Annotated in this window: 9 protein-coding genes; 2 read left to right on the forward strand and 7 right to left on the reverse strand. The window is 66.1% G+C overall.

Annotated features, from left to right (window positions below; genetic code table 11):
• Positions 1–10: 10 nt before the first annotated feature.
• The 4 genes from ABFD92_13000 to ABFD92_13015 form a co-directional block, all read right to left on the reverse strand.
• The gene (locus tag ABFD92_13000) at positions 11–835 is read right to left on the reverse strand and encodes a hypothetical protein (GenBank protein MEN6505455.1); all 825 of its coding nucleotides are present in this window, start codon (positions 833–835) and stop codon (positions 11–13) included.
• A gap of 402 nt (positions 836–1237) precedes the next feature.
• The gene (locus ABFD92_13005) at positions 1238–1981 is read right to left on the reverse strand and encodes a class I SAM-dependent methyltransferase (GenBank protein ID MEN6505456.1); all 744 of its coding nucleotides are present in this window, start codon (positions 1979–1981) and stop codon (positions 1238–1240) included.
• Positions 1982–2170: 189 nt separating this feature from the next.
• On the reverse strand, positions 2171–3994 hold the full coding sequence (locus tag ABFD92_13010) for a glycosyltransferase (GenBank protein ID MEN6505457.1): 1824 nt from the start codon (positions 3992–3994) through the stop codon (positions 2171–2173).
• Positions 3991–4335 (reverse strand): thioredoxin domain-containing protein, encoded by a 345-nt coding sequence (locus ABFD92_13015; GenBank protein MEN6505458.1) that lies wholly within the window; start codon positions 4333–4335, stop codon positions 3991–3993. The genes ABFD92_13010 and ABFD92_13015 overlap by 4 nt, the downstream gene beginning before the upstream one ends.
• Positions 4336–4939: 604 nt before the next feature.
• On the opposite strand from ABFD92_13015, the gene ABFD92_13020 reads away from it, so the two are divergent.
• The gene (locus tag ABFD92_13020; protein ID MEN6505459.1) at positions 4940–5671 is read left to right on the forward strand and encodes a PEP-CTERM sorting domain-containing protein; all 732 of its coding nucleotides are present in this window, start codon (positions 4940–4942) and stop codon (positions 5669–5671) included.
• 113 nt (positions 5672–5784) lie between these two features.
• On the opposite strand, the gene ABFD92_13025 is transcribed toward ABFD92_13020, so the two are convergent.
• Entirely contained in the window at positions 5785–10521 is a 4737-nt protein-coding gene (locus ABFD92_13025) for a PQQ-binding-like beta-propeller repeat protein (protein MEN6505460.1), read from the reverse strand.
• A 404-nt stretch (positions 10522–10925) separates the two neighbouring features.
• Between ABFD92_13025 and ABFD92_13030 the strand changes: the two genes are divergently transcribed.
• Positions 10926–12722, forward strand: a complete 1797-nt coding sequence (locus tag ABFD92_13030) for a radical SAM protein (protein ID MEN6505461.1) — start codon at positions 10926–10928, stop codon at positions 12720–12722.
• A gap of 46 nt (positions 12723–12768) precedes the next feature.
• On the opposite strand, the gene ABFD92_13035 is transcribed toward ABFD92_13030, so the two are convergent.
• Together ABFD92_13035 and ABFD92_13040 are read right to left on the reverse strand one after the other, a co-directional pair.
• Positions 12769–13179 (reverse strand): HEPN domain-containing protein, encoded by a 411-nt coding sequence (locus ABFD92_13035; protein ID MEN6505462.1) that lies wholly within the window; start codon positions 13177–13179, stop codon positions 12769–12771.
• A complete protein-coding gene (locus ABFD92_13040; protein ID MEN6505463.1) occupies positions 13136–13480 on the reverse strand; it encodes a nucleotidyltransferase domain-containing protein in 345 nt (114 codons plus the stop codon). Before ABFD92_13040 ends, ABFD92_13035 begins: the two co-directional genes overlap by 44 nt.
• Positions 13481–13494: the final 14 nt, after the last annotated feature.

Here is a 13494-nt window from a genome sequence, read left to right on the forward strand (position 1 = left end):
TTAGGAACTTCTAGCGTGCCGGCGCTGGGGCGGCTGCCGCCGGCGCGGGCGGGCGCGGGGTCAGACGGATGTTCAGCAGGTCCATGTCGAGAATCTTCTTCTCGCCCAGCAGCGTGTTTTGCCCGATGGCGAAGACCTCGATGCGGCTGGGGAACCGCATGTCCTTGCCCAGGCGGGTGAAGGTGTACCGGGTGATGGTTCCGCTCTGGCCCGGCGCGTCGCCGCCGGAGGTGGCGAACTGCAGCAGGTTGCTGCCGCGGTCGAGATAGTACGCCTTGGCCCAACCGTCTCCTGCCGCGGCGACGCGGATCGCGTCGATGCCGTCGATGCGGGCGCGGCTCTGGCGGCCGGGCCGCTGGCTCGTGTGGACCGAGACCAGGTTCAGCACTCCCGGGGCCCGTTCGAGGACCATCGGCAGGGCGTTGGTCAGGAGGGTTTGCAGATCGCTCTCGCGGGCGGGGGCGGGATGAAAGGCGACCTTGCCCTCTGGGTCGACGACGGCCTGCCACGCCCCGGCCGGGCGGGTCGAGCTGGCGGTAAGCGTCCAGTTGATCAGATCGATCGCCTGGCGATGGCGGTCGACGTGTGCGGTTCCGCCGTCATTATAGAAGGTCACCACCGCGTCGTAAGTGACGGTCTGCACGTTCTGCCAGGCCTCGATGCCGCCCATGGCTTTGATGCTGGCGGCGACGGCGCCCGAGGGCGCGATCAGCGCGGGCGGGGGCGGTTCCTGCACAACCGTCGCGGGCGCGGGGGTCGGCTTGACCACGCAACAGCCAACCAGGGCAGGGACCGCTGCAGCGATCATCGCAAATGTCCAGGGGCGAACGTTCATTGGTGTTCTCCTTTTCGAGCGTCAAAGTACAACGGCAAAACCGCCCAGTCAATCGATTGCGGATTTTTAAGCAGTGAGGGACAGGGAGTGCGGGATTAAAGGATTAGGGGGATTAAGAGGATTAAGAAAGTAAACGGAGACTGCTGAAATTAGCGGCGGGGCTTGCCCCGCGCGTCCCCATGACTCGGGGAAAGAATTACGTCCACGAATGTCACGAACCTGTCCGCCGTAGCCTTGGCGAAGGCGGATGGCACGAATAAAGAGAAAAGAAACAAAGATGAGGACGAGGACGAAAACTCTCCCCGTTCTCTCTTTGTTTTAATCCTCTTAATCCCCCCAATCCCGTCCCAATCCCGCACTCCCCGTCCCCGTCCCCGGGCTCTGAAAAGAAACAACCGACGTCTACGCTTTCCTGGCGATCAGCATCACCGTTTCGCTCTTGAGGTCGTGAAGCGTCGAGAAGTCCAGGCCGCCGAATTGCTGCACGTCGGTCCATCCGCAGCGGGCCAGGGCGGCGGTGATCTCGGCGACCCTCCAGGGGCGCAGGGTCGTGCTGTGCAGGGTGTGAACGGCCTGTTCGCCGGCCCAGGTGATTTCCAGGATGTTGAACCGCAGGCGGTCGTTAAGGAAGTCGTAGAAGCGGACGAAGGTCTGCTCGCCGCTGCGGTCGATGCCGACGACGCGCTCGCCGAGCCTGAGGACGCGATCGTAGTTGAGCAGTTGAAGCACGCACACACCTCCGAGGCGGACAATCGCGGCGAAGGCGGCCAGGGCGGCCTCGATCTCGTCGGCGGTCAACAGGTGCGGCAGCGAGTTGCCCATGCACAGCACGGCGTCGACAGGGTCCTCGACCCGTCCGGCCAGGTCCTGCATGGGCACGCACATCCAGCCGACGTTCAGTCCGGCCTTGAGGGCCGCCGAAGCCGCCTCGTCGACCATCGCCGCCGAGATGTCCGTGCCGGTGACGGTTACGCCCGCCCTGGCCAGGGCAATGGCATAGGCGCCGGTGCCGGTGGCGGCATCGACGGCCGACGCGGTCGGGTAGCGCTTGAGAAACTCCCCGACGAAGGCTTCGATCACCTTCACGCGCCCGGCGGCGCCGGTGATCTTGTCGTAGCCGGCGGCGATTTCGTCATAAAAGGTCATGATGCGCCCTGAGCTATTCTAGGCCCCGGCTCCAATTTCCAATTGGGAGAAACAAATCCGAAAACCGAATTTCGAAATCCGAAACAAACAGTTGAAACAACAAAGAACAAACAACAGAGGAATCCGCGCCAGGAGGTCTTTCAGGTTGTTGTTCAATTGGAAATTGAAAATCGGAAATTGGAAATAGTCCTAGTCGTTCATCGTCGCGGCCATGCGGTGGACGGCGTCGTAGTGGCGGCACATGACGGCCCAGTCGAACTGGTCGGCCGTGCGTTCGACCTGGTTTCGCATGGTGATGCGTTGGCGGCGATCCATGCGGCAGAACTGCAGCAGGCGCCCGGCGAGCTGCTGGGCAGACTCCTCGAACGACTTGCCGCGGCGGGGCACGACGTAGATGCCGGATTCATCATGATCGGGCATGGCCTGCGAGACGTACGAGCCGAAGCCCGACAAGTCGCTGGTGACGGCAGGGATCCCGCGCGCGACGCACTCCAGCGGCGTGTAGCCCCACGGTTCGTAAAAGCTCGGGAAGATGCCCAGGTGACAGCCGCGCACGAACTGGTCGTAGTCCATGCCCCACAGCGGATTGTTGGCGTTGACGAAGTCGGGGTGGTAGATCACCTTGACGCGGTCGTCGGCGCCGTTGACCAGGTTGAGGTAGCGAAGCTGGTTGAGCACCTCGTCGTGCTGGTCGTCGACCAGGTCGTGCGTGACGATCGTCGGTAGCGAGTGGCTCTTGCGGGCGTGCAGCAGGCGCTTGAGCCGCAGCCGCCAATAGTCGTCCACCAGGGCGTTGCAGTCGGGGATCTGCCCGCCGGCGGCCGCGGCGAAGAGTCGCTGGCCGATCTGGTCGCGAATCGCCAGGCAGTTGCGCTGGAGCTCCTCGAGCATCGCGATTCGGTTGAGCACCTCGGCGTTGATCGAGCGGAACGGCTGGCGCGTGATCAGGAAGAACACCACCGTGCGGTCGCTGCCCTGCAGCAGCGCGTTGAGCCGCGCCATGCACTCCAGCGTCAGGTCGTAGCCCTTGTTGCGGTACTCGTAGCGCCCCGCCGAGAAGAAGTACAGCGTGTTCTCCAGGTCGAAGGTATAGCTGGGGAAAAACTCGCCCATCACGAAATGGTTGATGCGTTCCTTGTACTGCAGGTGCAGGTTCTGGAACTCGTGCATCGCCACGAAGCGCTCGATGTTCAGCCCGTTGGGCAGCAGCGCCGTCGGGCGGCGCCCCAGCAGGTGGTCGCACTCGTCTGCGGTGATCTGGCTCAGCGTCGTCAGCACGTGCGCCCCGTGGGCGGCGGCGCGTTCGAGCTTCACGTGCGGCTCGATGTTCATCGCGCGGGCCTCTTCCAGCCAGTTCACGCGCGCCAGGCGGTTGTAGAAGCCCAGGTCGCTCGAGGCCAGGTACCGCCCCAGCAGCGTCGCGTGCGTGGTGAAGACGATCGACACGCCCAACTTCGCCGCCCGCAGCGCAGGGATGGCCGAGCCGCCCATCCATTCGTGGAAGTGCGCGATCACCGGCGTGCGCGACGCGTGTTCGGCCATCAGGAAGCGGAAGAACTGCTCGACGCTCCAGCCGAAGGCGATCACCTCGTCGAACAGCGGCTCGACGGGGCAGTGGATGGCGAAGTCGCGCCAGAAGCGGTAGCGGATCTCCGCCAGGCGACCAAAGGCCGCCCGAAGGTCCAGCAGGATCGTGCGCGGCTGACCGGTGATCAGCCATCGCCCGTGATGGGCGGTGATCCCGAGTTCGGCGAGCTTTTTCACCACCTCGGCCAGGTGCCCGGTGGGGCGGATCTCTTCGAACTCCAGCGGGCTGACCTCGTCGTTCCACGGACCGATCAGGCAGTAGTGGTCGCCCCATCGCTCGACCATGCAGGGCGTCTTGCTGCGCAGGACGGTGTAGATGCCGCCGACCTGCTGGCAGACTTCCCAGGCGATCTCGAACAGCAGCCCCTTGCCCGCCGGCGCCGCCTCGGGGGCGGCCTCGGGTTCTTTTCTGCTTCTGCGACTCATGAAGGCTTCTCGTGTGCCATGAAGGCCTCGATCATCGTGACGATCCGCAGCTTGTCTTTGACATTCACCAGGCGCCGCACTTCCTGTCCTGACGACAGCAGCACCAGCACCGGGATCGTGCTGATGCCGAACCGCCGGCCCAGAGCTTCCTGCTTATCGACATCGACTTTATACACCTTGAGCCTTCCGTGAAAATCGCCCGCCGCTTCCTGCAGCGCCGGTTCCAGGCGACGGCAGTCGATGCACCAGGGGGCATGAAAGTCTATCAGCACCGGCAGCGCCGAGCGCCCGATTTCGTCGTCGAACGAGTCTTCAGAAAGTTCCGCAATGTCCTGGGGCACAACCGTCTCCTTGTCGTGGCGGGTCAGCAGTCCAGGGCAGATAGTATCGCAGCGCCGCCGCGGCGGAAAGAAAATCCCTTTGGGATAGCTCCTGAGCTTGGTCTATTCCGCATATGTCCACCGCCGAGGTCGAATAGCGCAGGGCCGGCAGCATCGGGTTCCGTGGCGCGAAGGGCCGCAGGCCTGAAGAGCCACGATCCCTTAGCTCATGCAGTCTTCCGGGCTCATACCTGGGGTTTGGGTGCTTTTTGGGTGCTTTTACGGTGCATTTTGGAGGGGTTGGCGGTGTGATCCATCTCTGAGCGTCGAGATGTCCGCAGAACAGTCGATAATCTGCCGTTTTTTGACTTGCAAAATTGCGGTTCCGTGGTAAGGTGATCACAGGTCGAGCGTAGGCCTTGTGTTTGAGCGATTGCAGAGGCGGCCCCTTCATCAGGCGGCCGAAAGCGCTCAACGGAGGCAGGCATATCTCCGACCGTAGTGGTTTCATATTGTGCTTCACGAATCATCTTTTTGCTGTTATCGCGGCTGGCAGTGATTGTGTTTTCCCATCGTTGCGATGGGCCTGTCAACGTCAGCAATGGCCAAAGGAAAGGGAAACGAGATGAAGATCCTTACAGCGATTGCAGTTGTTCTTGCGGCAGGCGGGACGCTCTGGGCGGCGCCGGTGACGGTTTTCCAAGACACTTTTGACGGTTACAGTTCGTGGCAGAACCCCGATGGCGGATGGCAGAATCCGGGTTCACTTTCCGTTGCCGACCGCGGTGGTGGAGACAAGTATATTTACAGTGTGGCTTACAATGTTTGGGCAATGCCATACCACAGTGCCTCCATCGACTGGGCCAACGTCGACAAGGTCACAATTACCGCCAGCATGATGACATCCGGAGCTCGGACCTGGGTAGGCCTGACCCGCAACTCTGCTCCGACCGAAGAAATGTTCTACATGGGCGAGTACGGGTTCGCATATAACGAAGGCGACCCACCCACTTCGTATAACCATTTTGGGATCAAGTGGGATGGCGTCCTCTATGCCAGTACTGTCCGTACAGATGCGGCATGGCATACGCTTTCAATGGTCATCGATCAGACCAACGACCGCGTTGACCTGTTTATTGACGGCGGCACAACCTCGATCGCCACGGTCAACGGTCTTGGCACTAGTTATCTCGACATCGGCAACATCGGAATGCGCATTCAGAAGCACGGGTACGTGTCTGCCGTGTCGGATGTTCTGTTGCAGACCGAAATCGTCGCGCCCGTCCCCGAGCCGGCGACGATGAGCCTGTTGGCGCTGGGCGGTGTGGCGGCGGTGATTCGCCGGCGCAGAAAATAGTCCGCGCGGCGGTAACGTTTGTTTTTCATCAATGCCCCGGCACTGCGATGCCGGGGCATTTTCTGCGCTCAGGGCGCTGGTTGATGGAGGGGCGGCGGGCGCGATGCGGGGGGCTACCGGCGGAACGTTGCTGCCGTCCGCCCGATTGCTTTAAGGGCGGGCAGGCAGTCCACCTCGATGAGCCCGCTTCGCATGGCTTTGGCGTCCCAGGTGATGACGCCGCCGCGCTTGAGCAGGGTCTCGGTGATGGCGGCTGGCCGATCGCCCTGCCATCGCACCGCCGCGCCGCGCTGGGCGCCCCAGGTCGCCCCCAAGGGCAGCACGGCGTGCCACTGCAGGCCGTCCACTCGCCGCCCTGGGCAGGAGAGCTTTGCCGCATCGGCGAAGAACGAGGCCGTGAAGTCTTCATACGGGCTGTTGCGCCGGGGCACGCCCTCTCGCCCGAAGCCCACCAGCGCGTCGGGGTTGCCCGCGCGGGCGGCCGCGGCGAGCATGCGCTGCAGCACCGCCGCGTCGTTGATCCCGGCGATCCACCAGGCTTTGACCGCCGTCCCGTAGCGCCGCGACCACTCCTCGATGACCGCCGCGGAACCGGCCGCCTCGCCGATGTCGCCGGTGCCGGCCCCGGCGGTGCAGTAGAGCACCAGGGCGATGCCCTGCTTGTCCAGCTCGCCGGCCAGGTCGGCAATCAGATCTCGCTTGGGCGCGAGACCGGGGCGGTCCTTCTCGATGACCGAGTTGGGCGCCAGCGGAAAATCGCCGTGGTACCGCACGGGGATCATCAGGTATCCGGCGCCGCATTCCTTGAGCTGGCGAGCCAGGGCGGGGGCGTCGAAGGCCGCCACGGTCGCATCCCACTCCTGTGGCGTTCGGATGCGCTGGAGCGTGGGGGCATAGAACAGGAACACGCCCCACTTGCTCTTGTAGAACCACTCGGTGCTGGGGGGCTTGGCGGGCGTTGCGCGGGGGGCGGGCTTGGCCGCGGCGGCGCCCGAGGCGTAGATCCGCACCGCCCGCGGGTCGGCCACCACCACGCCATTGTCGAGGATGCGAGCCCGCGTGTCGAAGCCCGCCAGATCTTTGAGGCCGCACAGGGCGTCGGGCAGTTCCTGCCTCGCCAGGTGCCGCCCGGTGGCGGGGTCGAACATGTCGACGTACATTCGCGAGTCGGCAAGGCTGTAGAAGGGCGGGGGGGCGGGCTGCCCGCCGACGGCGCGCATCTGTCCGGTGACGCCTGAGACGACCCAGGCGGCCTCGCCGCCGGGGCGGAAGTCGTGGATGACCGCCTGGATCATGCGGGCGTCCTTGGGCGGCGTGTAGACCGTCTGCCTGCGGGTGGACAGGTCGAACTCGAACAACTGATCGACGGCGTTGGCGTAGATCGCCTTGCCGGTCCAGCGGATCTCGGCCAGGTGGCGGAAGTGGTTCCAGGCGTTCAGGTGGAACTTAGTTTCCCAGGCGGCGGCCTGGTCGCCTCCGCCGCCGCGGGGCGCCACGTGAACTCGGGCGTCGTGACCCATGAACCGCATCGAATCGCCGTCGAGCGAGGCGTAGCCTGACCAGTTCATGTCGTCGGGCATGAAGCGGCGGATGTCGCGGATGGCGCCGGTGGCGGCCTCGAACGTCACCAGGCTCCACCGCCATCCGACGTCGCCCCAGAGCGTGTTGATGACGACGTCGACGCCGGCCTGTCCCTGGCGGTGCAGTGCCGCGTCCCAGATGCCCCCGCTGAACCGCGCCCCCAGCGCCAGGCTGCGCGTCCAGAGCAGCTTGCCCGACGCCGCGTCGATCACGGCGACGTGCGGTTCGTGCGCCGTCGCCGTCACGGCGAAGATCGTTGCTGCGTCGCCGCCGAGGGTCCCGGCCAGGAACCCCAGCTCGAGCGACCAGAGCAACCGCCCGTCGCCGGCGTCGTACGCGCGCAGCTCGTGCAGCGTCGCCGCAATCACGCGGTCGCCTGCCGCCACGACCGCCTGCGGCTGCCGCTCCAGCAGGCGCTGCCAGGCGATCTGCCACTTCGGATGCGTCTTGAGGCATGCCAGCCGCCGCCCGCTGACGACGGCCATGAATCCGTCGGCCTGCCCTTGCGGCGGCAAAACGAGCGTGGCCCGCGGGGCGTTCAACTGCCAGATGCACTTGAGGGGCAGTTGCAGCCCGCCGCCGGCGCCGTCGCGCGGAGGCTCTGGCGCCAGCGGCGGGGCCTCCACCTCGACGATGCTACCGTCGCCGAGCATGATCGGCTCGGCGTTGGGACCCGTCGCCAGACTGGCCGACTCGACGTCGCGCCCCGTCTGGGCAGAGATCCGATGCACCCTGCCGCCCGAAATGACCGCCACTTCGCCGCCGCAGACTGCCCCTTGGCCGGCGATGCCTCCGCGAAACTCCCGGCACCAGAGCTGGCGGCCGCTGGCCAGGTCCACCGCCGCCAGCCACCGCTCGTTGGCGCCGATCACGGCGCTGCCGGTCACGCCCAGCAGGCGGTCCGACGGCGTCAGCACGGTTTCCCAGAGCCCCCGGCCGCTGGCTGTGTCGAAGGCAAGAATGCCCGTGTGATCGCGCGGGGCGATCAGGAGCTTCCTGCCCGCGACGATGGCGCGGCTGCCCTGGCGGGCGAAGTTCACCGACAGGCACCCGCGCGCCTGGATGGCGCTGGCGTAGCCATGCACCCACTCGACCATCCCGTCGCGCACGTCGCAGCGGGCGATCAGCCCCATGTTCGTCGAACAGTACACCGCCCCGTCATGCACGGTGACGGCCGCCGATCGCTGCGCCAGGTCCAGCAGCGTGTGCGGTTGCCATCCGATGTCGCGCTTCCAGAGCAGTTGTCCGTCCTCGCTGGCCAGGCACGCCAGGTGCAGCAGGACGGGGGTGCCCGCGTCGCGCCCGGGACCTTGACCGGCGTCGCGGGCGATTTCGGCCGGCGCGGCCAGAACGTAAACGCGCCCGTCGACGACGGCCGGTTCGCTCATGAAGTTCAGGTCTCTGCAGTCGCTGCGGTCCCGCGTCGACCACGCCTCGCGCCCGGTCGCCAGGTTCAGGGCCGTCACCATCCAGCGCCCCTGCTGGAGCGTCAGGGTGAAGGCAACGGAACCGTCGTCGCACACCGCGGCAGGGCCCACCGCGACGGGGCGGCGGCTGAAGGGGAAGTGCCGCATGTCGCCCAGGTAGCGCCACGCCGCGGCGGCGTCCCACGAGGGGGGCTCCTGCGAGGCCTCGCCGGGCGGATAGGTCCACACCGGCGTGGGGCGGCCGCTGTCGTAGCGAGCGATGCGTCCCGGGCCCGAGACAATCAGCGCCGCCCCGGTCGTCGCGATGGCCTGGACCGGCCAGGGGCTGTGCGCGCCCTGGTCGGCGGGCGGGCCCTGGAGGTCGTCCGTCGGCCAGTCCGGCGGCAGGCTGATGCGCCGGCGCGCCAAGGCGTTCAGCGCCAGCGAGCGGGTCTGGTCTGCCGCGGCGGCCTGGGCGAGCAGTTGGCTCTTGAGCTTTCCTGCGGGAATGGTTCCGCCGAACCAGGGCATGAGCGTCTCGTTGGGCACGGCGTCCATGGCGGTCTGGAAGTCGGCCCCGCTGCTTTGGGCCAGCGCCATCCACAGCCCGGCCTGGGCGGCGCGTCGCAGCGCCGGGTCGCCGCCGCGGCGGGCGGCGTCGCGGAAGGCGGCGATCGCCCACTGGCAGCGCCCCTGGCGCAGGGCCTGCTCGGCGAAATCCACCTCCAGCTCGTGCAGGTTCGCCGCCCAGGGATATTGCCTCAGCCCCAGCGCCAGGTCGTCGCCGCTGCCGGTCAGGCGCACGGCGTCGGCGATCCGGGCGGCGCCCTTGAACTGCGCCGCACGCAGCGGCTCGAGCCGCTGGGGCGTCAGCTCGTCCAGCGCCGCCGCGGCCATCACCTGGAACGACACATAGTGCGACTCGTCGCGCTTCATGAACGCTTCGCTGCCGGCGGCGCGGTCGAGGATCTCCTGCGCCGCGGCCGCGTCGAGCGCGCCGGCGGGGTTGGAAAGCTTGTCGCCCTGCGTCAGGGCCTCCCAGCGGGTCTGGAGCTCCTGGTTCTGGATGAGGCCCTCGATCGACCCGGTGGGGGCGTCGGTCAGCAGGGCGAAGGAGTTTGGGTTTCCGGCGCGGTCTGCCCACTTGGCCGCCGCCACGAAGTGACCGTACGGCAGGAGGAGGTTCTGGGCGATCTCGTTGAACCGGGGCACCGTCTTGCCCAGCCGCTCGATGCGGTCGAGCTCGCCGGCGAAAACGTCGTAGCGGTCCTCCTGGACGCTCATCTCGGCCAGCGCGCCCGCCGCCTGCGCCAGCAGCGGGCTGTCGTCGGCGATGACGCCGCGGGCGTGCAGCGCCAGCACGTCGTCGATGGCGAACTTCCACTGCGCCGCGTCGGGGCTGAAGTAACTGCCGGCGTAGGGCCACTGCATCATCCAGCCGTACGCCTCGGCGTGCTGCTCTTTGCGGGCGGGGAAGTCGTGTACCAGCTTCCAGCCCCAGTAGCTTCGCCAGTAGCCCATGCCCAACTGCTGGTAGCTCATGGCGATGGTGCGGTAGGCCTGGAGGTGCTTGTCCTTCTCGCGGGGGAACCGCTCCATCAGCGCCTTGTGTAACGCGATCCGCCGCAGCGCCACGATCTGACCGGCCGCCTGAGCCAGGCTTTTGTCGGCCGAGAGCTCCTCGCTCCACGCCTGCTCGCTGTTAGCCGCGACAGTCGCCTCCCACGTCGGCTGCCAGACGATGTTCAGGGCGGTCCACTGCGGGGGAAAGAAGTCGATCTTGCGCGGCGCCGCGGGCTGCGCAGCGCACAGCGCGCCGGTCAGCATCGCAACGGCCACCAGTTGAGGGCACAGCAGTCTCACGACACGATTATGCAGCATGGGCACAGAAAATTCCGCGCTGAAATGCCCTCCATGGCACAAACCGGCATCTCTTTAACCCCCGCCCCGGACAATGCGATTGAAGAAACCAGCCGCCATGGCCGCGCTGCTCGCCTCGCCGTACCCGAAGGCGGGTGGCATGGCGACACACGTTTTTGTTTCTCGTGGGTCGCCATGACCAGCGCATGTCCATGGCGACCCGCTGAACAACGCGTGTCGCCATGCCACCCGTCAAATGCGGCGGCATCTAGTTACTTGTGCCCCTCTCCTCGTTCTTCTCTGTGCCCCTGTGGCCCAACTTCCTGGCGCGGCCGCCCGCAAAAGCCTTTGTGGCCCCGGACGCGGATGCTATGATGCATCTCTTTCCCCCTGGCAGGAGTTTGTGGATGGAACTGCCGCGCCGCGATGATGACGACCGATTGCTGCCCGCCGGCGAGGCGACAGACATCCGGCGGCGCCTGCGCGTTAAAGCCGCCTCCCACGATCTGGCCAGCGTCGCCCTGTGCGCCTTCGACCACCGCACGCGAATGCTCCCGTTCATCTACGCCGACTTGCGGATGGCCCCAGCCGGAATCCGCGCCATCGGCTCGGCGCTGGCTGATAGCGGGTTCGAAAAAACGCGCCTCGTGCTTCAGCAGTGGAACCCCAACGTTCACGCCGGCCGCGTGCGGCTTGACGGGCGCCTGCCCGACATGCTGCTGATCTCGAGCATGGGCCTGCACATCGACCGCGCGCGGCGGATGCTGCGCCAGGCCTGCGCGATCGACCCGGCGCACCGCCCGCTGATCGTCGCCGGCGGGCCCTCGTGCGTCTATGCGCCCTGGGACCTCTTCAGCCCCGACGACGCAGACCCGTGGCGCGCGGATATCGCCGTCACCGGCGAAGACTACGTCTTCCTGGCCATGCTCGAAGCCGTCCTCGACACCCGGGCGCCGGGCGAGCCCCTGCGGGCCGCCTTCATGCGCGCCAAAGCCTCCGGCGCCCTCGACGCCGTGCCGGGACTGGTGTATCCCGTCGGACCCGACGGCCGCGCGCCCGAGGCCCTGGTCGACACCGGCATCCAGCGCCTCTGCGGCGACCTGGACGAACTGCCCGACCCCACGCTGGGGTACTCGCTGCTCGAGCCGCCCAGCCGCCGGCGCGATCTGTCCGGGGCGCCTATCCCCGCCAACAGCGTACACAAGCACACGCCCATCGGCTCGCTGGCGATGACCTTCGGCTGCCGCTTCTCCTGCGGGTACTGCCCGATCCCCGCCTACAACCAGCGCACGTACCGCGCCAAGAGCGGGCCTCGCATCGCAAAGGAAATGTCGCAGCTCGCCAGCCAGTACGGCATCAAGTATTTCTTCGGGGCCGACGACAACTTCTTCAACGACCCGCCACGGTCGCTGGCGATCATCGAGGCCATCGCCGCCACCACCGGCACCTGGGGCAAGAAGCTCGGGCGCACCGTCCGCTGGGCCACCGAAGTCACCGTGCATGACGTGCTGACGATGAAGGACCACCTGGCGGTGGCGCACAAGGCCGGTCTGCGGGCGCTGTGGATGGGCGTCGAGGACATGACCGGCACGCTGGTCAAGAAGGGCCAGACCGTCGACAAGACCATCGAGGCGTTCCGCCTGCTGCGAAGCCACGGCATCTGCCCCATGCCGATGATGATGCACCACGACGATCAGCCGCTCTGGACGCGCACGGGCGCCGGCGGGCTGCTCAACCAGGTGGGCCTGCTCAAGAAAGCCGGCGGCGTGGCCATGCAGGTGCTGATGATCACGCCCTCGGCCGGCTCGAAACTTTACGTCGACACTTTCACCTCCGGCATGGTGCTCGAGAGCGTCGGGTCGCGCCAGGTTCAGCCGCACATGTACGACGGCAATTACGTCATCGCCTCCACCGCCCGCCGCCCGTGGCGCAAGCAGTACAACCTGATGATCGCGTACCTGTCGTTCTACAATCCCCTGCGATTGATCTGGACGCTGCTGTGGCGCAAAGACCGCCTGGGCTTCAAGCCCGCCGGCGTGCAGTTCATCGGCATCGGCGGCCTGCTCCAGACCGTCCGCCGCACCTTCACCTGGGGCCTGCGCCTGGCAATGTGCAAGATCACCCGCCTCAAAGCCCCGCTGGCCAGCCCCATCCCCATGCGAGCCCCCGACGGCGCCCGTGCGGCCCATGACATCTCGCAGTAGCACGGGCATCTTGCCCGTGAGTCACACGGGCGCCCCGCCCGTGCTGTCATTGGATGAGAGAAGCCACAAGATCTATGACTTGCTTAGCGGCCTTCATGGCCTGCGCCGCTTCCGCTGAAGTGTAAGCGTCGCCCGGCACCAGATCGGGCAGGCCATTGGGATACCTTGTCGGAATATAAAGTTTGTCGAGACGCGCTGCTTGATTCTTAAGCTTGCCGAGCGTTGAGGCGACAGATTGATCAGGGAAATCCTGGATCAGTTTCAAGACACTGTGTCCCCACGGATCGAAGCTGTGGAAATACCATAGCGCCTTGACGGCTTTCTCGGCAGCTTGCTGGGACTGAAAGCAGGCCCATTCGTGGCTGCCCATCGCACGTGAGCCTTGGGCGGTTTTGAGATCGCGCTGGGCTTGCTCAAGCCAGCGAGCGGCTTGTTGTGCGTTTTTTTCCAGACTCATATAGAATGATTCCTTCCTGCAGCGCGCGGCGAACGAACGCGCGGTCCTTCATATCCTCAAACTCGGCAGGAGTATAAACCAGGACCTCGATGGCCTCGTGCAGCGCCTCCGACAGAGGAATCATGTACCGCACGAGCCGGTCCAGGAAGCGATCATTCGTCTCTTCCACGAAAATAACGTCGACGTCCGAATGCCGCGTCGCCGTTCCGCGCGCATGCGAGCCGAATAACACTGCCAAGGTCGCGCCGTTAGCTCGTGCCGCCTGCCTGACCGCCCGTCGAATTGCCGTAAGATTCGTCACGTCAAGAACAATAC

The sequence above is a fragment of the Planctomycetaceae bacterium genome (assembly GCA_039680605.1).
GTDB lineage: Bacteria > Planctomycetota > Phycisphaerae > SM23-33 > SM23-33 > JAJFUU01.